We start from the raw sequence: 19437 nt of genomic DNA, 5'->3' as shown, positions 1-19437 counted from the left end.
AGGCCGGGGTCGCCCCCGGCCTTCATCGTGTCGATCCATCCGGACCGCGAGCGCGATCAGGCGCCGGCGACTTCCGTCGTGTCGACCTTGATGCCCGGGCCCATGGTCGAGGAGATCGCGACCTTGCGGACATACTTGCCCTTGGCGCCGGCGGGCTTCGCCTTCACCACCGCGTCGACCAGCGCGTCGAAGTTCGCGCGCAGGTCCTCGGCCGGGAACGATGCCTTGCCGATGCCGCTGTGGATGATGCCGGCCTTCTCGACCCGGTACTCGACCTGGCCCGACTTGGCGTCCTTGACGGCCTGCGCGACGTTCATCGTCACGGTGCCCAGCTTCGGGTTCGGCATCAGGCCCTTGGGGCCCAGCACCTTGCCGAGGCGGCCGACGACGCCCATCATGTCCGGGGTCGCGATGCAGCGGTCGAAGTCGATCTTGCCACCCTGGATCTGCTCCATCAGGTCCTCGGCTCCGACGACGTCGGCGCCGGCCTCCCGGGCCTCGTCCGCCTTGGCGCCGCGGGCGAACACGCCGACGCGTACGGTCTTGCCGGTGCCCTTGGGCAGGTTGACGACGCCGCGGACCATCTGGTCGGCGTGGCGCGGATCGACGCCCAGGTTCAGCGCGACCTCGATGGTCTCGTCGAACTTGCTGGTCGCATTGGTCTTCGCGAGCGCGATCGCCTCGTCAACGCCGTGCAGCTGCTCGGGGTTGATGCTGATCGCCTTCTGCTTCTTGGTCAGCTTGGCCATGATCTCAACCCTCCACCACTTCGAGGCCCATCGCGCGCGCGGAGCCTTCGATGATCTTCGTCGCCGCTTCGATGTCGTTCGCGTTCAGGTCCTTCATCTTGACCTGGGCGATCTCCGACAGCTTCGACCGGGCGATCTTGCCCGCCGACACCTTGCCCGGCTCCTTCGAGCCCGACTTCAGGTTGGCGGCCTGCTTGATCAGGAAGGTCGCGGGCGGCGTCTTCGTCTCGAACGAGAAGGAGCGGTCCGCATAGACGGTGATCTTGGTGGGGATCGGCGTCCCCTTGGCCATGTCGGTCGTCGCGGCGTTGAACGCCTTGCAGAACTCCATGATGTTGACGCCGCGCTGACCCAGCGCCGGGCCGATCGGCGGCGCGGGCTTGGCGTCGCCGGCCGGAACCTGCAGGTTGATGTAACCTGTGATCTTCTTTGCCATGTGTCTCTCTCAGTTTAGCGGTGTTGGCGGCCGGTACCGGCCTCCCGCGGTCACTTGCCCCCGAATGATCGCCTCCGCGAACGAAAGCGCCAGGCCGCGGGGGCGCGGCCGGGATTGGGAAAGCGGGGCCTTTAGCGGGGATGCGGCGCGGCGTAAAGCCTTGGCGCGTGTCCTCTCGGCGGCCGACCCGGGAGTAAATCCCGCGTCTTCGGACGGGTCCGGCTGGGTCGACCCGCCGGCCGGCGGAGCAAGTAAGCCCCGCCGTGCGGCGCTTACTTGCTCCGCTCGACCTGTTCGAAGTTCAGCTCCACCGGGGTGGCGCGGCCGAAGATCGACACCGAGACCGACACCTTCGACTTGTCGAAGTCCAACGCCTCGACGACACCGTTGAAGGTCGCGAAGGGGCCTTCCAGCACCTTGACCGCGTCGCCGATCTCGTAGTCGACCTTGACCTTGGTCTTCGGTGCGGCGGCGGCTTCCTCCTTGGAGTTGAGCATCCGCGCGGCCTCGGCCTCGCTGATCGCCTGGGGCTTGCCCATCGAACCCAGGAAGCCGGTCACCTTCGGCGTGTTCTTGACGAGGTGGTAGACCTGGTCGTTCATGTCGAGCTTGGCGAGCACATAGCCGGGCATGAACTTGCGTTCGACGGCGATCTTCTTGCCGCGCCGGGCCTCGGTCACGGTTTCGGTCGGCACCTCGATCTGCTCGACCAGCCGGTCAAGGCCGAGCCGGGTCGCCTCGGCCATGATCGCGTCGCGGACCTTGCCCTCGAAGCCGGAATAGGCGTGGATGATGTACCAGCGCGCCATCGTCATTCAGTCCTTACTGCGCGAGCTTGAGCAGGGCGGTGACCACCGCGTTGAAGAACGAGTCCACGCCCAGGAAGAACAGCGCCAGGATCGTGGTCATGATCACGACCATCAGGCCGGTCATCCACGTTTCCTTCCAGCTCGGCCACGAGACCTTCTTGGTCTCCACCTTCACCTGGTTGATGAACTCGACAGGGGTCGTCTTCGCCACTTGGTTCAGCCCATGAAATTGCACGATCGGGAGACATGGAACCGCTCGCCGCTTTCCTGGTGGAAACCGGCGCGGGGCGCCATCCTCGCTGTCGGATAGACCATGCACTTAAGCGGGGGAACCGCGAAAGGCAAGGCATGTGTATAGCGGCGCTCTACACGCCAGGCGGTCAGGAAATGCCGAGATCGCCGGGGCCGAAGGCGGCGGGCAGCAGCTCCGACAGGCGATAGCGGGCGATCGCGTTGCCCTCCGCCGCGCCGCACAGCACCGGCAAGTCGCGCCCGCCCAGCTGCGCGGCCTCGTTGATCACCTGGCGGCAGCGGCCGCAGGGCGAGACGGGCTGGGTCCCGGTCGGCCGCCCCTCGGCGTCCATCGCGCCGCCGATCACCGCCACCGCGACGATCTCGCGCAGCCGCCCGCTGGCGCTGGCGGTGGCGATCGCCACCGTCTCGGCGCAGAGCGACAGGCCGTAGCTGGCATTTTCGACATTCGCGCCGGTGACGATGTCGCCGCCCTCCATCAACAGCGCCGCGCCGACGGCGAAACGCGAATAGGGAGCATGGGCGTGAAGGGCCGCGGCGCGGGCGGCCTGGATCAGGTGTTCTTCGGTCATAGGTTTCCGCGGATATGCAACACGCAGATCAGCGTGAAGAGCCGGCGGGCGGTGTCGAAATCGACGTCGATCTTCCCCGCCAGCCGCTCCTTCAGCATCTCTGCTGCGTCGTTGTGGAGGCCGCGCCGGGCCATGTCGATCGTCTCGATCTGCGCCGGGCTCGCCTTGCGGATCGCCTCGTAATAGCTGTCGCAGATCGCGAAATAGTCCTTGATCGGCCGGCGGAAGCGCCCGAGCGCCAGCACCAGCGTCTCCAGGTGCGTCCCATCCTCGCGGTGCATGTGGATGCCCAGCCGGCCCTCCTCCTGCTCCAGCTTGATGCGGTATGGCCCGGCATAGCCGTCGGCCTGCTCGCGCTGGGGGGCGAAGTGATTGTCCTCCAGCAGGTCGAAGATGGCGATCCGCCGCTCCTGCTCGACATCGGCCGAACGCCAGCCCAGGCTGCGTTCGTCCAGTTCGATATCGATGATCCGGGGATCGGCCATCCGCCCGCGATAGAGGGTCGGAGGCGGAACGACAATCTTTGCCGCGGGCGGGACGGTTCGCCGCAGGATGCTTGAGGCCGGGGGGCGGCCGGGTCTAACGCGGGGCGATGGCCACGCTTGCATTCCCGACTCCCCCCGCTGCCGCCGCCGAGCCGCAGCAGCTTCCCCGCAACGTCGAGGCCGAGGCCGCGATGCTGGGCGCGATGATGATCGACAACCGCCTGGCGGACGACCTGGTCGACCGGCTGGAGCCGGCGCATTTCTTTGAACCCGTCCACGGCCGTATCTTCGCCGCGATCAAGACGTTGCGCGGCAACGACATGCTCGCCACCCCGGTGACGCTGCGCCCGATGTTCGAGGCGGACGAGGGGATGCGCGAACTGGGCGGCCCCGCTTATCTCGCCAGCCTGACGGGATCGGGCGCGGGCCTGATCGGCGCGCGCCAGTTCGCGCAGCAGATCTACGACCTGGCGATGCTGCGTGCGCTGGTGACGGTCGGCCGCACCCTGGTCGACCGGGCGATGGATACGTCCGAGGAGGTGAACCCGCGCGCGCAGATCGAACTCGCCGAGGAGGAATTGTACAAGGTCGCCGGCGACGGTGGCGCGGAAAGCTCGATCAAGACCTTCGCTCAGGCGACGACCATGGCGGTGAAGAATGCCGAGCGCGCGCTGAACAGCGGCGGCCATGTCTCGGGCATCACCACCGGCCTCGATTCGGTCAATTCCAAGATCGGCGGCATGCACCGCTCCGACCTCATGATCCTGGCGGGCCGGCCCGGCATGGGCAAGACCTCGCTGGCGACCAACATCGCCTTCAACGCGGCGCGGCGCTGGATGCGCGACATGGCCGACGGCATCCCGCCCTCCGAATCGGTCGGCGCCAAGGTCGCCTTCTTCAGCCTGGAGATGAGCGCCGACCAGCTCGCCACGCGTATTCTCGCCGAACAGTCGCGGATCAGTTCCGAAAGCTTGCGCATGGGCAAGATCAGCCGCGCCGAGTTCGGGCAGCTCGCCCAGGCGGCGGCGGAGCTGGAGAACCTGCCGCTGTTCATCGACGATACCGGCGGCCTGTCGATCTCCGCGCTCCACACCCGCGTCCGCCGCCTCCAGCGCCGGCACAACAACGAACTGGGGTTGGTGGTGGTCGACTATCTCCAGCTCCTGACCGCCGGCGGCAAGGGCGACGGCAACCGAGTGCAGGAAATCTCCGAGATTTCGCGCGGGTTGAAGACGCTGGCCAAGGACATGAACGTGCCGGTGCTGGCGCTGTCGCAGCTCAGCCGCGCGGTGGAAAGCCGCGAGGACAAGCGGCCGATGCTGTCGGACCTGCGCGAATCGGGCTCGATCGAGCAGGACGCCGACATGGTCTGGTTCGTGTTCCGGGAGGATTACTACACCGCCGCGCGCGAGCCGAAGCGGCCGGTCGAGGGCGACAATGCCAAGGTCTTCGAGGATCACGCCGCCTGGGCCAGCGACATGGAGCGGGTCTATGGCCTCGCCGAGCTGATCGTGGCCAAGCAGCGCCACGGCGCGACCGGCAAGGTGGTGCTGAAGTTCGATCCGACGATCACCCGCTTCTCGGACTATGCGGGCTATTGAGGGGGAGGGGGCGCGACCTCTGATCTCTTGCTCCTTCTGTTCCCCGGCGATGGCCGGGGCCCAGTTGGAAAGGCTATAGTGAAGGAGCGCTGTGCATCTTCATCAGGGTCCCCCAACAGGCCCCGGCCATCGCCAGGGAACAAAGAGAGAGACGAAGCCCATCGCCCCAACCTCACTGCCGCGACACCCCCGACCCATGATCCTCGCGCCGGGCGGTCAGGACGGCGCGGGCGTCGCCGGGGGTGCGGCGATGGCCATGGCCGTCGGTCGCCGCCGCGATCACGCGTTCGAGCAGTTCCTGTCCCTCGCGCCACAGGCCCAGCCCGCTTGCCGCGTTGATATGGCCGTGCGCGCCAATATCCAGAAAATGGCTGCCCCAATCAGCCGCCATGCTGTGCGCCCGCTCGATCGATACCCAGGGATCGTCGGTGGACGCGACCAGGATCGACGGGAAGGGCAGCGAAATACGCGGCGCGGGCGCGAAGCCGGTCAGCTCGACCGGCGCATCGCGGCGGTCGACATCGGCGGGCGCGACCAGCAGCGCGCCGGCCACGGGCCAGCCATAGGGTTGCGGGCTGAGCTGCGCCCACCAGGCCACCGCCTGGCACCCCAGCGAATGCGCGACCAGGATCACCGGCGCATGGGCGTGGCGGATCGCCTCGTCCAGCCGGTTCACCCAGCTGTTGCGATGCGGCGTGTGCCACATGCCCAGTTCGGCACGGATCGTATCGACTCGGCTGCTTTCCCAAAGCGTCTGCCAGTGCGACGGTCCCGAGCCACCAAGTCCGGGGACGGTGACGACCGTTGGCTGGACGGTCTCGAACGGTGCGAACGAACCCATGGCGCTTCTCCCGACATAAAGGCCCCGACGACAGGGCAAGGGGACAGAGCGACTCGGCGGTCCAGGGTCCGCCGTCACGCCACACCCTATGGCTTCAGCATATTCCTACCAAGCTGATAGGCAATAGCCGTCGCGCCGGAGCGATGGCGGGTTGCGGCAGGGCGTTGCGCTTGTCATGGCCGGCGGATGAACAAGATGGCCAAGCAGCGCGCGGACCAGATGCTGGTCGATCGGGGACTGGTGGAGTCACGCGCCCGCGCCCAGGCGCTGATCATGGCGGGGCTGGTGTTCGCGGGGGATCGCAAGGTCGACAAGCCAGGCCAGGCGCTGCCGGCGGACGTGGTGCTCGACGTGCGCGGGCGCGACCATCCCTGGGTGTCGCGCGGCGGGATCAAGCTGGCCCATGCGCTCAGCCATTTCGGGCTGGACGTGACCGGGCTGGTGGCGATCGACGTCGGCTCCTCGACGGGCGGCTTCACCGACGTGCTGCTGCAGGGCGGGGCGGCGCGCGTCTACGCGGTCGACAGCGGCACCAACCAGCTCGCCTGGAAGCTGCGGCAAGACGAGCGCGTCATCGTCCATGAACAGACCAGCGCCCGCATCCTGACCGAGGACCATATCCCGGAACCTGTCGACCTGATCGTGTGCGACGCCAGCTTCATCGGCCTGGCCAAGGTGCTGGATCGGCCACTCGGCTTCGCCAGGCCGGGCGCGCGCCTGATCGCGCTCATCAAGCCGCAGTTCGAAGCGGGGCGCGACGAGGTTGGCAAGGGCGGGGTGGTGCGCGACCCGACGGTCCATGCGCGGGTGTGCGACGAAGTCGCGGCCTGGCTGCGCAGCCGGAACTGGTCGGTCGAGGGCATCGTTCCCAGTCCGATCACCGGGCCTGAAGGCAATGTCGAATTTCTCATTTCGGGACGGAATCGGGTGGATCTGCCGTGATGGTCGGCGATCAAGCCCATGAAAAACGGGACGAGCGGTTTACTGGTTCTTCATCCTGCGGCAGGACACGGGCCATGCGGACATCTCAGGAGCGAATGTGAACGGTATCGCGTCGAAGGGGCAGTTGCGGGCATCCTATCTGAGATGGGCGGTGGTCACCGTGCCGCTGATGCTGCTGCTGGGCTTCGCGTCCGGACGGTCGGTGCCGGCGGGATCGGACAATGGCTGGTATGTCGCGCTCGCCAAGCCGGAGCTGACGCCGCCGGGCTGGATGTTCCCGGTCGCCTGGACGATCATCTATATATGCCAGGGACTGGCCTTGGCGATGATCCTGAACGCGCGCGGCGCCCGCGGCCGGATGGGCGCGGTAGCCCTGTTCGCGATCGGCGTGGTCGCGGCGCTGATCTGGATGCCGTTGTTCTTCGGCGCGCACCGGATCTTCGCGGCGGCGGTGCTGATCTCGGCCATGGTGGTGGTCGGCATCGCCACCGCCTTCGCCTTCGGTCGCATCCGGCCGGTGGCCGCATGGCTGCTGGTGCCCTATCTGGTGTGGATCAGCTTCGCTACGGTGCTGACCTGGAGCATCGACCAGCGCAATCCCGATGCCGAGACGGTTGCGCCGGCGGCGCGCAGCTCCCAACTCTTGTAATCGCCCCGTTCCCGCAATCCCGCCGATTGGAATTCGACATGCAATCCGACAACCGCATCTTCGACGATCTCGCCAAGCTGGTGAACGGCGCAGCCGGCACTATCGCCGGCATGGGCCGCGAAGCGGAATCGACCGCCCGCGCCCGCGCCCGCGACTGGATCGGCGGGCTGGACTTCGTCAGCCGCGACGAGTTCGAAACGGTGAAGGCGATCGCCATCGCCGCGCGCGAGGAAGCCGATGCGCTGCGCGCCCGACTCGACGCGCTTGAGGCCAAGGCGGCCGATCCGCTGCCGACCGCATGATCGTGTTCGTTTGCGCGTCGAAACCGGGCGCGGACGCGACCGGAGGTCTCTTCCGTCGCGTGGCGATCGGTGCGACAGGGTGCTGATGCTCGACCACGACGACCAGGCCGACGACGCCGCGCCCATCGACATGCTCGAGGCCTATTATGCCGCCCATGGCTGGGAGCATGAGCGGCATGACGACGAGATCATCGCCACGGTCAAGGGCAGCTGGGCCAGCTACGAGCTGCGGGCGTTGTGGCGCGAGGAGGACAGCGTCCTCCAGTTCCTGTGCTTCCCCGACATCAAGGTCACCGACGATCGCCGCGCGACGATCTACGAGGCGATCGGGCTGGTCAACGAACAGCTGTGGATCGGCCATTTCGAACTCTGGTCGTCGAGCGGCATCCTGCTGTTCCGCCACGCCGCGATGATCGATGGCGGCGACGACAGCGTCCTGTCGCTGTCCGCCGCCGAACTGCTGGTGGAATCCGCGATCGAGGAGTGCGAACGCTTCTACCCGGTGTTCCAGTTCGTGCTCTGGGGCGGCAAGTCCCCGCGCGAGGCGCTGGCGGCGGCGCTGGTCGAAACCCAGGGCGAGGCATGACCGACCACGCGTCCGTCACCGACATGGCGGCGCTCCCGCAGCCGCTCTGGATGATCGGCTGCGGCAATATGGGCGGTGCGATGCTGCGCGGCTGGATGGCCGCCGGGCTCGACCCGGCGTCCGTCACGGTGGTGACGCGCAGCGGGCTGGGCGCGCCGGGCGGCGTCCGCTCGGTGACGGAATTGCCGCCGGACGAGCGGCCCGCGACTCTGGTGCTGGCGGTCAAGCCGCAGCAACTCGACACGGTCGCGCCGCTGCTCGCCGGACTGGAGCCCGAATTGCTCGTGTCGATCCTGGCAGGGGTGGAGGCCGATGTGCTGGCGAGGCGCATCCCGGCGCGCGCGGTGGTGCGCGCGATGCCCAATCTGCCGGTCGCAATTCGTCAGGGTGTGACGGCGCTGTTCAGCACGAGCGAAGCCCTCGAGGTGCGCCGGGCGGCCGAAGCGCTGGCCCGGCCGCTCGGGCTGGCCGAATGGATCGCCGACGAGCGGTCGTTCGACGCGGTGACGGCGCTGGCCGGCTGTGGTCCGGGCTTCGTCTTCCGCTTCGCCGATGCGCTGGCGGCGGCGGGAACGGCGCTTGGCCTGCCGCCCGAGCAGGCGCGGCGGCTCGCGGTGGCGACGCTGGCGGGGGCGGGGGCGATGGCGTTGCAGGCCGATGTCCCGCCTGCAACGCTGGCCGACCGGGTCGCTAGTCCAGGCGGTTCGACGCGCAAGGGGCTCGACGTGCTGGATGCGGACGACGCGCTAATCCGCCTGTTGACCGCGACGCTGTCCGCCTCCGAGCGCCGCAATGCGGAGATGGCAGCGGCGGCGCGCGGCTGATCCCCCATCATCATGGGCGAATTGCCCTGCCGGATCACGATCGCCGGCATTTCAGGGAGCGTTCGACGACGATGACCACCGCCAAGCCCCGCATCCTTTTATGCTCTCCCATCCCGGTCACCCGGCATGAAGGGGGATGGCGGACGATCGACCTCTGGGCGCGGGACGTCAATGCCCAGGCGGACCAAGCGGAGATCGTGCTGCTGTGTCCGATCGTCACCGATCCCATCGAGGATGGAGCGCCGCTCGATCCGGCGATCGCGGTCGTCGACGAACGCCATCTGTCCGGTGGCGAAACGCTTGAGCAGAAGGTTGACTGGTCGACGGCGATCCAGCTGCCCGGCAATGGTGGCCTGCGGATGGCGCGGCGGTTCCGGCCGCTGCTGCGGATCGCCGCCGCCCGTGGGACGGCGGTGTTTCTGGGCATCACCAGCAACCGTGCTCGCACCGCCATCCTGAATTCGCGGGGTGGGTCGTGGCCGCGCCGCATCCAGGGCCTGCTGCGCTATGCCGATGTCCGGCTGGCGCAGAATTGGCTCGCGCGGCGCTGTGCGGGCGTGTTCGTGGTCGGCGAGGGAGTGCGGGCGCTGGTGGAGCCGGTGGCGCGCTCGGTCCATGTCGGCGTGGCGAGTTGGATCCAGGTCGCGGACATCGTCCCGCCGCGGCCGCAGCGCGACCAGCCGCTGCGGGTCTGCATGGCCGGGCGGCTGGAGCCCATGAAGGGCTTCCATCTCGGCATCCAGGCTTTCGCCCGGGCTGGTGCGAACCGGTTCGACCGACTGACGATCATCGGCAAGGGTGCGGAGCAGGAGCGGTTGGAACGTCAGGCGCGCGAGGCGGGGCTGGACAATTTCCATCTGCTGGCCCCGGTCGGTTATCCCGAACCCTTCTTCCGCTTCCTGGACGGCTATGACGTCGTCCTCCTGACCAATCTCAACGACGAACAGCCGCGCCTGATCTTCGATGCGATCAGCCGGGGGTGCATTCCCGTCTGTCCTGACACGTTGCCCTATCGCGCGCTTGGTCTCGATCCGCGCCTGTTGTACCGGCAGGGCGACGTGACGGCGCTGAGCGAGCGACTGGTCGCCCTGTCCGATCCCGTGCTCCGTCAGGAGCTGAGCAGCGCGATCGCGGATCTCGCCACCCGCTTCACCCTGCCGGCCATGCACACGGCGCGGCTGGAATGGATGGCGTCCGTCAAGGAGCGCGGCGGCTGAGGCCCCACCCGACGGATCCGGAGGTCGCACCCCGGCCCGCCCGATGACGACAACGGTTCACCTGCGCCGCAAACCGGGCTAGAGGACGCCATCCCCGGGGGGCCGCTGGTGCGCGGCTGAGAGTTGGGCCGCGAGCCCATGACCCGTCGAACCTGATCCGGATGATACCGGCGTAGGGAGGGTTGGCGGTGTCCTCCGTCGTCCCTCCATGTGAAGTGGACGCGAGACGATGCCGGTACCCCATGCACGCGATCGAGTGACGATCCGCCCCGCAGCCCTGCTCTGTTCGGTGGCCGGGCTGATGCTGCCCGCCGCCGCCCTGGCGCAACAGGCGACGACCGACGTTCCGGCCGACATCCGCGTCATCGGCCACCGCGATCCCGAGGGGCTGCTGCCCGACCAGACCGAGCCCAGGGCGGTCAGTGCGATCTCCGCCGACTTCATCGGCAAGCAGGCCCCGACCCTCAACGCCTTCCAGCTCGTCGGCCTGCTGCCCGGCGCGAATGTCGCGTCGAGCGATCCCTATGGCCTGTCGACCAGTTCGAGCCTGACGCTGCGCGGTCTCGGGCAGGACGAGATTGCCGTGCTGCTGGAGGGCGCGCCGCAGAACGATATCGGCTATTTCTACGCCTACCCGTCGCAATTCGCCGATCCGGCCAATGTCCGGCAGATCGCGCTCGCGCAGGGATCGACGGATATTGACGCGCCCACGGTGGTGGGCGCCGGTGGCCTGATGGCGCTGACGCTCGATGACCCCAGGTCGACGCGACAGGGGTCCGCCGATCTCTCGCTCGGCTCGCACGGCCTGCGCCGCGTCTTCGTCCGCGCCGATACGGGACCCATCGCGGGCAGCGCGGTGAAGGCCTTCCTGTCCTATTCCAACACCCGCGCCGACAATTGGCGGGGCGCCGGCTATGACACGCGCCAGCATGTCGACGCCAAGCTGCTCGCCGAATGGGGAAACGGCAATCGCGCCAGCCTCGCTTTGTCGTACAACGACGCCAATTCCTCCAGCTATCCCAGCCCGACCCTGGCCGAGTGGCAGGCGCAGGGGCGCGGGTTCAACTACGATGCGCGCTATCAGGCAGGGGCCACCACCTACTGGCGGCTGTACCGTGCCCCATTCCGCAACCTCTATGCCTCCGCTCCGGTGCATCTGGTGCTGGGCGATCGGTGGTCGTTCGACGGCACCAGCTATCTCCAGTTCGGCTACGGCAATTCGCCCTATGGCACCCAGCTCTCGACGACCGGCAATTTCCTGGGCGTGGAGGAGCTGGCCGACCCCATCGCGCTGCCCGGCGCGCGCGACGGCGTCGCGACGGTGATGGGCAATTATACCGGCGATCAGATGCGCGTCGGCCAGGTCGGCACGCTGCGCTGGCAGGCGGGCGCGCACCGGATCATGGCGGGGCTGTGGTTCGACTATGGCACGGACCGCGTCACCCAGACCTATACCGCGGTCGATGCCGAGGGGCGCCCGGCCGATCGATGGGGCTATCGCAGCAAGGCGATCCGCACCGCAGATGGTCGCCTCCTCGCCTATGAGAACCAGCGCACCGTCACGGTGACGAAGAGCGCTTTCCTGGCCGACAGCATCGCGCTTGGAGAGCGCCTGACCATCGATATCGGCGTCAAGGGCGTCGGTCTGCTGCGCAACGGCCGCAACTATCTGCCGGGACCACAGACCCGCGTCCGCCGCGACAGCTTCACTGTCCTGCCGCGCGCCGCGCTTCGCTATGCGATCGACGACCGCCAGCAGGTCTTCGCCAACATCACCACCAATTTCCGCCCGCCCAACGAGTTCACGCTGTACGACAGCTATGATGGCGGCGTCGTTTCGACCCGTGGCACCGCCGCGCTGAAGAACGAATATTCGGTGTCTCAGGAACTGGGCTATCGCTATATAGGGCCCAGCCTGTCGGCTTCGATCACCGGTTTTCACTATGACTTCCGCAACCGGCAACTGGCGACCGTCGTCGACAATGGCGGCGCGCAGGTGAACACGACGCTGAATGCCGGCGGCCAGCATTCCTACGGCATCGACGCCGAGATCGACTACCGCCCCGCCAGGGGCGTCAGCGTCTATGTCTCGGGCGAGTATCTGCGCGCGCGGCTTGACGACGACCTGCCGGTCGGCGACGACACGTTGCCGACGCGCGGCAAGCATGCGGTATCCAGCCCGACGCTCCAGATCGGCGGCGGCGGCACCTACGACGATGGTCGGCTGTTCGGCAGCGTCGCCGGCAAATATGTTGGTCGCCAATATGCGACCTTCCTGAACGACGAGAGCATCCCGGGCTATGCGACGGTCGACCTGGCGATCGGCGTCCATCTCGCCGACTGGTTCGGGGGCAAGCGGACCGACCTGCGTCTGAATGCTATCAACGTCACCGACCCGCATGTGCTGGCGGGCGTGCAGGCGGTGACCGCCAATGCGCGGGAGGCCGTGGGGCGGGGCGGGACGATCGTGCCGGGCCAGGCGCCCGCCTATTACATCGCCGGCGGCGCGGCGGTCACCGCCACCGTGTCGCGCAGCTTCTGATCGTGCCCGCGTCCGATCCGGCGGCGGAGCACCGGGTCCATGGCATGGGTACCGCCATGGCAGTGCCGACCTGGCCCGCGATCACGCCCGGTGAGGCGGCGGCGGTGCTCGCCCGCTATCCGGCTGCCGGGGAGATGAGGGCGCTGCTCTGGCATTCGCCACGGCCCTTTTCCGCCGCGACGCTGATAGAGACGCGCGGTGGCGGCTTGCTGCTGAAGCGGCACGACCGCCGCGTCCGCGATGTCGCGGGCGTGGCGGAGGAACATCGCTTCGTCGCGCATCTCGCCGCGGCGGGCGCGCCAGTGCCCGCGCTGCTCCGCACGGCGGACGGAACGAGCGCGGTTGCGATCGGGCCATGGACCTATGAGCTTCAGCGGCAGGCGAGCGGCGACGACCTGTATCGTGACAGGCCCTCCTGGACGCCGTTCCTGACCCTGGATCATGCCCATGCGGCCGGGCGCGCGCTGGCGCGGCTGCACCGCGCGGCGCAGGGCTTCGACGCGCCGCCGCGTCGCGTCCAGCCCCTGGTCGCCAGCCTCACGGTCCTGGCCGCTGCGGATCCCATGGCGGCGCTCGACGCCTATGTCGCAGCCCGCCCGGCCCTGGCCGCGTGGCTGGCGGGGCGGCCGTGGCGGCGCCGGCTGGCGTCGCTGTTCGCAACGCTGGGCCAGGGGCTGGCCCCGATCGTCGCGCGCCAGGCGCGGCTATGGACCCACAACGATTGGCATCCCTCCAACCTGCTATGGTCGGCGGACGGCGGCGTCCAGACCGTGCTTGATTTCGGCCTGTCCGACCGGAGCTGCGCGGCGCACGACCTGGCGACCGCGATCGAGCGGAGCGCCATCGCCTGGCTGGAGCTGGGGCAGGGACGGGACGAGGCCATCGGCGACCCGGTGGCGGCGCAGGCGCTGGTCGCGGGCTATGAATCGGTCGCGCCTGCGGATCGCGCCCTCGTCGCCACGGCCGTCCGCCTGCTGCCGCTGGTCCATGTCGAATTCGCGCTTTCCGAAATCGATTATTTCGCCGGCGTGGTCGGGGATCGCGCTGCGGCGGCGCTGGCCTGGGAAACCTATCTCTTCGGACATGCCGAATGGTTCCTGTCGCCGAGCGGACAGACCTTTCTCGAGCATTGCGCGGCGGGACGGCGCGGCTGATGTCGCCTTTGGAGATCGCGGCGGTCGCGACCAGTTTCCTGGCGATCGGGCTGACCGCGCGGCGCAACCTGTTGTGCTGGCCGCTGAACCTTGTTGCCTGTGCCTTGTATTTCAAGCTGTTCCTCGACGTGCGCCTTTATGCGGACATGGTGCTGCAGGCGCTGTTCGGGGTCGGCATCCTGTATGGCTGGATCGTCTGGAGCCGTGGCCGACGCGGCACGGGTCACGTGGCCGTCGTGCCGCTGTCGGCGTTAGGGGCTTTGGCGGGGCTGGCGGTCGGCGCGCTGAGCGCGGCCGCGATCGGGTGGTTCACCAGCCGCCATACCGATGCGGCTCTGCCGTGGACGGACGCGACGCTCAGCAGCTTCAGCCTCGTCGCGCAATATTGGACGGCCCGGCGTCACCGCGAAAGCTGGCTGCTCTGGATCGCGGTCGACATCGTCTATGTGGGGATGTTCGTCGCCAAGGGCCTGGTGCTCACCGCCGGGCTTTATGCGGTGATGATCGGCCTGGCGGTGATCGGCTATCGCGACTGGCGCAAGGTGTGATCGCCGTTCGAAAAATCTCTACCGGTCGGTATGAAAGCCGTTGACGTGACGGTCCGCCGTTAATATACCAGTCAGTATAGAAGAGGGCGCTACCCAAGGCGTCTCGGCTCGCAAGGACGCCGCTATGCTCCATCCTGTACTTCCGGCGGTGCTCGCCCCGTAATCGGCGGCCCCGGCAAGCGTATCTCATTCGCCCATCGACCCGATCCGTCGGACGCGCTGCGTCACGGCGATGACGGTCCACATCTGCGCGCCAGCGTCACGACCCGGAGCACGGGGCGTGGCGGCCGCCCTGTCACGGGCGGAAACGGCGCGCCCATGACCATGACGGAAGGACATCTCATGGCCAATGTCGATCTCTCGGCCGATCCCAATTCGGCCAGCCGGGCCGAACGGCCCCGCCTCGGCAACCCCTCGTTGGAGGCGGCCGCATGAACATGATCGCCACGATCGACGCGCCCGCCGGCGACGCGCGATCCGAGCCGCGCCGACGCCAGTGGCGGCGCGTGGGCTGGATCGCCCTGCCGGTCGTCGCCCTGGGCAGCGCCTGGGCGGCGTTCCATCGCGATGGGCCCGCCGTGGCGGCGATGCCGCCGCCCGCCGTCGAGGTTGCGCAGCCGCTGGTCCGGCAGGTGACCGAATGGGACGATTATGTCGGCCGCTTCGAAGCTTCCAAGTCGGTCGAGGTCCGCCCGCGCGTGTCGGGGGCGATCACCGCCGTGCACTTCACCGACGGCGCGATCGTCCGCAAGGGGCAGTTGCTGTTCACGATCGACCCGCGGCCGTTCGCGGCGAGCCTGGCCGAGGCGCGGGCGAGCGTCGCGGGCGCGGCGAGCGACCTGGCGCTGGCGCGCGCCAATCTGGACCGCGCCAATCGGCTGGTCGCCGACGACGCGGTGTCGAAGAGCGATCTCGACCAGCTCGCCGCCCGCGTCCGCGCCGCCCAGGCCGCGCTGGTCGCGGCGCAGGCGCGGGTCGGCGCGCGCGCGCTGGATGTCGAGTTCACCCAGGTCCGCGCGCCGATCGCCGGCCGCATCTCGGATCGCCGGATCGATGCCGGCAATCTGGTGACGGCGGGGGACACCAGCGGCACGCTGCTGACGACGATCAACGCGCTGGACCCGATCTACTTCGCCTTCGATGCCTCGGAGGGACTGTTCCTCAAGTCCAAGCGCGCCGCCGCGGAAGGGTCGACGGTCGAGGTCCGCCTGCAGGACGAGACTCGCTATACCCGGTCCGGTCGGCTGGATTTCACCGACAACGGCCTCGACCCGCGCTCCGGCACGGTGCGGGGTCGGGCGGTGCTGTCCAATCCCGACCTGTTCCTGACCCCGGGCATGTTCGGCAACATGCGCCTGGCCAGCGGCGCGTCGGTGCGCGCCCTGCTGGTCCCCGATGCCGCAATCCAGACCGACCAGGCGCGCAGGACGGTGCTGACCGTGGCTCGCGACGGCACCGTCGCGGCCAAGCCGGTGGTGCTGGGTCCGGTCGTGGACGGGCTGCGCATCGTGCGCAGCGGGCTGGCGGCCGGCGACCGCGTCGTCGTCAGCGGCACGCAGATGGCGATGCCGGGCGCCAAGGTGACGGTGCGGCCGGGTCGGATCGCGGCGGCCCAGGATGCCGCCGCGCCGCCGGCCGCGCCGATGGTCGGCGAGGCGACGCTGGCCCGCTAGCCGGCCGTCGCCGCCCGGCGGCCACCCGTACGCTCTCGTGTTCCTCATATCGTCGCCCGCACGGGCGGGGAGGCTATCCATGCGCCTGTCGCGCTTCTTCATCACGCGGCCGATCTTCGCCGCGGTCATCGCGGTCGTCATCACGATCGTCGGGGCGCTCGCCTATCTGGGGCTGCCCGTTTCGCAATATCCGAACATCGTGCCGCCGACCGTGACCGTCGCCGCGACCTATCCCGGCGCCTCGGCCGAGACGGTGGCGGAGACCGTCGCCGCGCCGATCGAGCAGGAGATCAACGGCGTCGACGGCATGATCTACCAGTCGTCGCAATCGACCGGCGACGGCCGCGCGACGATCACCGTCACCTTCAAGCCGGGCACCGACCTCGACGCCGCGCAGGTGCTGGTCCAGAACCGCGTGGCCATCGCCACCCCGCGCCTGCCCCAGGAGGTGCAGCGGCTGGGCATCGTCACCAAGAAGACCTCGCCCGACTTCCTGATGGTCGTGAACCTGGTCTCGCCCGATCGTTCGCTCGACACCCAGTATCTGTCCAACTATGCACTGACCCAGGTGAAGGATCGGCTGGCGCGGATCGAGGGCGTGGGCGACGTCCAGCTCTTCGGCGCCCGCGATTATGCGATGCGGGTGTGGATCGATCCCGGCCGCGCCGCCGCGCTCGGCCTGACCGCCGGCGACATCGTCGGGGCGCTGCGCGCGCAGAACGTGCAGGTCGCCGCCGGCACGCTGGGCCAGCCGCCCTACAATCAGGGCAATGCCTTCCAGCTCAACGTCGAGACGCAGGGCCGGCTGACCGAGCCGCAGCAATTCGCCGATATCGTCATCCGCACCGATGCCGACGGCCGCCAGGTTCGGGTACGCGATGTCGGCCGGGTCGAGTTGGGCGCCGCCGACTATTCCACCAACACCTATCTGTCCGGCGAGCCGACGGTGCTGCTCGGCGTGTTCCAGCGCCCGGGCTCCAACGCGCTCGCCGCCGCCAAGGCGATCACCGCCGAGATGGACCGGGTGCAGCAGACCTTCCCCAAGGGGCTGGCCTACCGCGTCATCTACAACCCGACCGAGTTCATCGCCCAGTCGATCGACGAGGTGATGCATACGCTGCTGGAGGCCATCGTCCTGGTCGTCCTGGTCATCATCGTCTTCCTCCAGCGCTGGCGCGCCGCGATCATCCCGGTCGTCGCCATCCCCGTGTCGCTGATCGGCACCTTCGCGGTGCTGCTGCTGGTCGGCTATTCGCTCAACAACCTGTCCTTGTTCGGGCTGGTGCTGGCGATCGGCATCGTCGTCGACGACGCGATCGTCGTGGTCGAGAATGTCGAGCGGAACCTGGCCCAGGGCATGACGCCGCTCCAGGCCGCCTTCACCTCGATGGACGAGGTGGCCGGCGCGCTGGTCGCGATCGTCGCGGTGCTGTGCGCGGTGTTCATCCCGACCCTGTTCATGAACGGCATCTCCGGCGCCTTCTACCAGCAGTTCGCCGCGACCATCTCCACGGCCACGATCATCTCGCTGATCGTCTCGCTGACCCTGTCGCCGGCGCTTGCCGCGATCCTGCTGAAGGATCATGCCGAGGATCACGGCAGCCAGGGCCTGGTGATGCGGCGGGTGCGGGCCGCCGGCGATGCGTTCAATCGCGCCTTCGAGGCGATGAGCGAGCGATACAGCCGCCTGACCCGGACGCTCGTCACCCGCCCGAAGCGGGTGATGGTGACCTATGCCGGGCTGATCGCGGCGACCATAGGGATGCTGTGGACGACGCCGACCGGGTTCATCCCCCAGCAGGACCAGGGTTATTTCCTGACCGTCATCCAGCTGCCGCCGGGCTCGTCGGTGGAGCGCACCGATGCGGTGATGCGCAAGGTCGCCGCGCGCATCCTGCCGCTGGCGGGGGTGAAGGGCGCGGTGATGCTCGCCGGCTTCGACGGCCCGTCGCAGACGCTCGCGCCCAATGCCGCCGCCGCCTACATCCCGCTCAAGGACTTCAAGGACCGCAAGGGCATCCACGTCAGCCAGATCATGGCCGAGGCGCAAAAGGCGACCGCCGACATCACCGAGGCGCGGTTGATGATCGTGCCGCCGCCGGTCATCCAGGGCATCGGCGCGGCCGGCGGCTTCCGCATGATGGTGCAGGATCGCGGCGGCCATGGCTATCAGGCGCTGGGGCAGGAGGCCTATGCGCTGATCGGCAAGGCCAATCAGGCAAAAGGTCTGGCCGGCGCCTATACCTTCTTCGACACCGCCACGCCGCGCGTCTTCGCCGATATCGACCGCGCCAAGGCCGATCTGCTCGGCGTGCCGCCGGAGCGGGTGTTCGAGGCGCTGAACGTCTATCTGGGCTCGGCCTTCGTCAACGACTTCAACCTGCTCGGCCGGACCTACCGCGTCACCGCCCAGGCGGACGCGCCGTTCCGCGCGACCGAGGCGGACATCGCCAACCTCAAGACCCGCTCGAACGCAGGCGCGATGGTGCCGATCGGCTCGGTCGCGACCTTCCGCGACAAGACCGGCCCGTATCGCGTCGTCCGCTACAACATGTTCCCGGCGGTCGAGCTGGACGGCAATACTGCACCCGGTTTCTCTTCCGGCCAGTCGCTGGTGACGATGGAGAAGCTGGCGGCCGAGACGCTGCCCGCCGGCTACAGCACGGAATGGACCGACATCGCCTTCCAGCAGCGGCTGGCGGGGAACACGGCGGCGGTCATCTTCGCGCTCGCGGTCGTCTTCGTCTTCCTGGTGCTGGCGGCGCAATATGAAAGCCTGGTGCTGCCGCTGTCGATCATCATGATCGTGCCAATGTGCCTGTTGGCGGCGATGATCGGCGTCAACCTGCGCGGCATGGACAACAACGTGCTGACCCAGATCGGCCTGGTCGTGCTGATCGCCCTCGCCGCCAAGAACGCGATCCTCGTCGTCGAGTTCGCGCGCCAGGCGGAGTTGCAGGACGGCCTGTCGCCGGTCGAGGCGGCGGTGCGCGCCGCGGGCGACCGGCTGCGGCCGATCCTGATGACCAGCTTCGCCTTCGTACTGGGCGCGGTGCCGCTGCTCGTGGCAAGCGGGGCCGGGGCGGAGCTGCGCCAGGCGCTCGGCACCGCGGTGTTCTTCGGGATGCTCGGCGTCACCGGTTTCGGCCTGATCTTCACCCCCACCTTCTACGTCGTCTGCCGCGCGCTGAGCGACCGGCTGCGCCGCCGCCCCGCCGCGCCCGCCGTCCAGCTGCAGCCGGCCGAATGAGGAGA

General features: G+C 68.6%; 19 protein-coding genes and 1 riboswitch. Of the genes, 12 read left to right on the top strand and 7 right to left on the bottom strand.

Translation table 11 applies throughout. The features are described from left to right. Positions 1-56: 56 nt before the first annotated feature. The 6 genes from rplA to GGQ96_RS13310 form a co-directional block, all read right to left on the bottom strand. The gene (gene rplA / locus GGQ96_RS13335) at positions 57-749 is read right to left on the bottom strand and encodes a 50S ribosomal protein L1 (RefSeq protein ID WP_184115515.1); all 693 of its coding nucleotides are present in this window, start codon (positions 747-749) and stop codon (positions 57-59) included. 4 nt (positions 750-753) lie between these two features. Beyond that, entirely contained in the window at positions 754-1185 is a 432-nt protein-coding gene (gene rplK, locus GGQ96_RS13330) for a 50S ribosomal protein L11 (protein ID WP_125994627.1), read from the bottom strand. Between the two features lie 272 nt (positions 1186-1457). Continuing rightward, positions 1458-1994: a transcription termination/antitermination protein NusG gene (nusG, locus tag GGQ96_RS13325; RefSeq protein ID WP_125994644.1), complete on the bottom strand. Its 537-nt coding sequence runs from the start codon at positions 1992-1994 to the stop codon at positions 1458-1460. Between the two features lie 13 nt (positions 1995-2007). Then, the gene (gene secE, locus GGQ96_RS13320; RefSeq protein WP_125994628.1) at positions 2008-2205 is read right to left on the bottom strand and encodes a preprotein translocase subunit SecE; all 198 of its coding nucleotides are present in this window, start codon (positions 2203-2205) and stop codon (positions 2008-2010) included. Between the two features lie 169 nt (positions 2206-2374). Continuing rightward, positions 2375-2818 (bottom strand): cytidine deaminase, encoded by a 444-nt coding sequence (locus tag GGQ96_RS13315; protein WP_184115513.1) that lies wholly within the window; start codon positions 2816-2818, stop codon positions 2375-2377. Next, the gene (locus GGQ96_RS13310) at positions 2815-3303 is read right to left on the bottom strand and encodes a UPF0262 family protein (RefSeq protein ID WP_184115511.1); all 489 of its coding nucleotides are present in this window, start codon (positions 3301-3303) and stop codon (positions 2815-2817) included. Before GGQ96_RS13310 ends, GGQ96_RS13315 begins: the two co-directional genes overlap by 4 nt. Positions 3304-3410: 107 nt before the next feature. On the opposite strand from GGQ96_RS13310, the gene GGQ96_RS13305 reads away from it, so the two are divergent. Further along, entirely contained in the window at positions 3411-4904 is a 1494-nt protein-coding gene (locus tag GGQ96_RS13305) for a replicative DNA helicase (protein WP_184115509.1), read from the top strand. Positions 4905-5076: 172 nt separating this feature from the next. Here GGQ96_RS13305 and GGQ96_RS13300 read toward each other — a convergent pair whose 3' ends face one another. Next, positions 5077-5745 carry an RBBP9/YdeN family alpha/beta hydrolase gene (locus GGQ96_RS13300; protein WP_184115507.1) on the bottom strand — a complete coding sequence of 223 codons (669 nt, stop codon included), beginning with the start codon at positions 5743-5745 and terminating at the stop codon, positions 5077-5079. 195 nt (positions 5746-5940) lie between these two features. Between GGQ96_RS13300 and GGQ96_RS13295 the strand changes: the two genes are divergently transcribed. The 11 genes from GGQ96_RS13295 (at position 5941) to GGQ96_RS13245 (ending at position 19432) form a co-directional block, all read left to right on the top strand. Next, positions 5941-6687 carry a TlyA family RNA methyltransferase gene (locus GGQ96_RS13295; protein ID WP_184115797.1) on the top strand — a complete coding sequence of 249 codons (747 nt, stop codon included), beginning with the start codon at positions 5941-5943 and terminating at the stop codon, positions 6685-6687. A gap of 97 nt (positions 6688-6784) precedes the next feature. Further along, positions 6785-7336, top strand: a complete 552-nt coding sequence (locus tag GGQ96_RS13290) for a tryptophan-rich sensory protein (protein ID WP_184115505.1) — start codon at positions 6785-6787, stop codon at positions 7334-7336. A gap of 38 nt (positions 7337-7374) precedes the next feature. Next, complete coding sequence (locus GGQ96_RS13285) at positions 7375-7638, top strand: accessory factor UbiK family protein (RefSeq protein ID WP_184115503.1); 264 nt, start codon at positions 7375-7377, stop codon at positions 7636-7638. Positions 7639-7723: 85 nt separating this feature from the next. Beyond that, on the top strand, positions 7724-8224 hold the full coding sequence (locus GGQ96_RS13280) for a type III secretion system chaperone family protein (RefSeq protein WP_184115501.1): 501 nt from the start codon (positions 7724-7726) through the stop codon (positions 8222-8224). Continuing rightward, positions 8221-9048 (top strand): pyrroline-5-carboxylate reductase family protein, encoded by an 828-nt coding sequence (locus GGQ96_RS13275; RefSeq protein WP_246360552.1) that lies wholly within the window; start codon positions 8221-8223, stop codon positions 9046-9048. The genes GGQ96_RS13280 and GGQ96_RS13275 overlap by 4 nt, the downstream gene beginning before the upstream one ends. Positions 9049-9119: 71 nt before the next feature. Further along, positions 9120-10265: a glycosyltransferase gene (locus GGQ96_RS13270; protein ID WP_184115499.1), complete on the top strand. Its 1146-nt coding sequence runs from the start codon at positions 9120-9122 to the stop codon at positions 10263-10265. Positions 10266-10350: 85 nt separating this feature from the next. After that, a riboswitch (TPP riboswitch) is annotated at positions 10351-10461 on the top strand. Positions 10462-10566: 105 nt separating this feature from the next. Further along, the gene (locus GGQ96_RS13265) at positions 10567-12807 is read left to right on the top strand and encodes a TonB-dependent receptor (protein WP_246360583.1); all 2241 of its coding nucleotides are present in this window, start codon (positions 10567-10569) and stop codon (positions 12805-12807) included. 56 nt (positions 12808-12863) lie between these two features. Beyond that, positions 12864-13961 carry a phosphotransferase enzyme family protein gene (locus tag GGQ96_RS13260; protein WP_246360551.1) on the top strand — a complete coding sequence of 366 codons (1098 nt, stop codon included), beginning with the start codon at positions 12864-12866 and terminating at the stop codon, positions 13959-13961. Next, complete coding sequence (pnuC, locus tag GGQ96_RS13255) at positions 13961-14509, top strand: nicotinamide riboside transporter PnuC (protein ID WP_184115493.1); 549 nt, start codon at positions 13961-13963, stop codon at positions 14507-14509. Before GGQ96_RS13260 ends, pnuC begins: the two co-directional genes overlap by 1 nt. A 431-nt stretch (positions 14510-14940) precedes the next feature. Next, positions 14941-16182, top strand: a complete 1242-nt coding sequence (locus tag GGQ96_RS13250; RefSeq protein WP_184115491.1) for an efflux RND transporter periplasmic adaptor subunit — start codon at positions 14941-14943, stop codon at positions 16180-16182. 79 nt (positions 16183-16261) lie between these two features. Further along, on the top strand, positions 16262-19432 hold the full coding sequence (locus tag GGQ96_RS13245) for an efflux RND transporter permease subunit (protein ID WP_184115489.1): 3171 nt from the start codon (positions 16262-16264) through the stop codon (positions 19430-19432). The last annotated feature ends 5 nt before the right edge of the window (positions 19433-19437 follow it).

The sequence above is a fragment of the Sphingomonas abaci genome (assembly GCF_014199625.1).
GTDB lineage: Bacteria > Pseudomonadota > Alphaproteobacteria > Sphingomonadales > Sphingomonadaceae > Sphingomonas > Sphingomonas abaci.
This window is presented reverse-complemented; position numbering and strand designations above follow the sequence as displayed.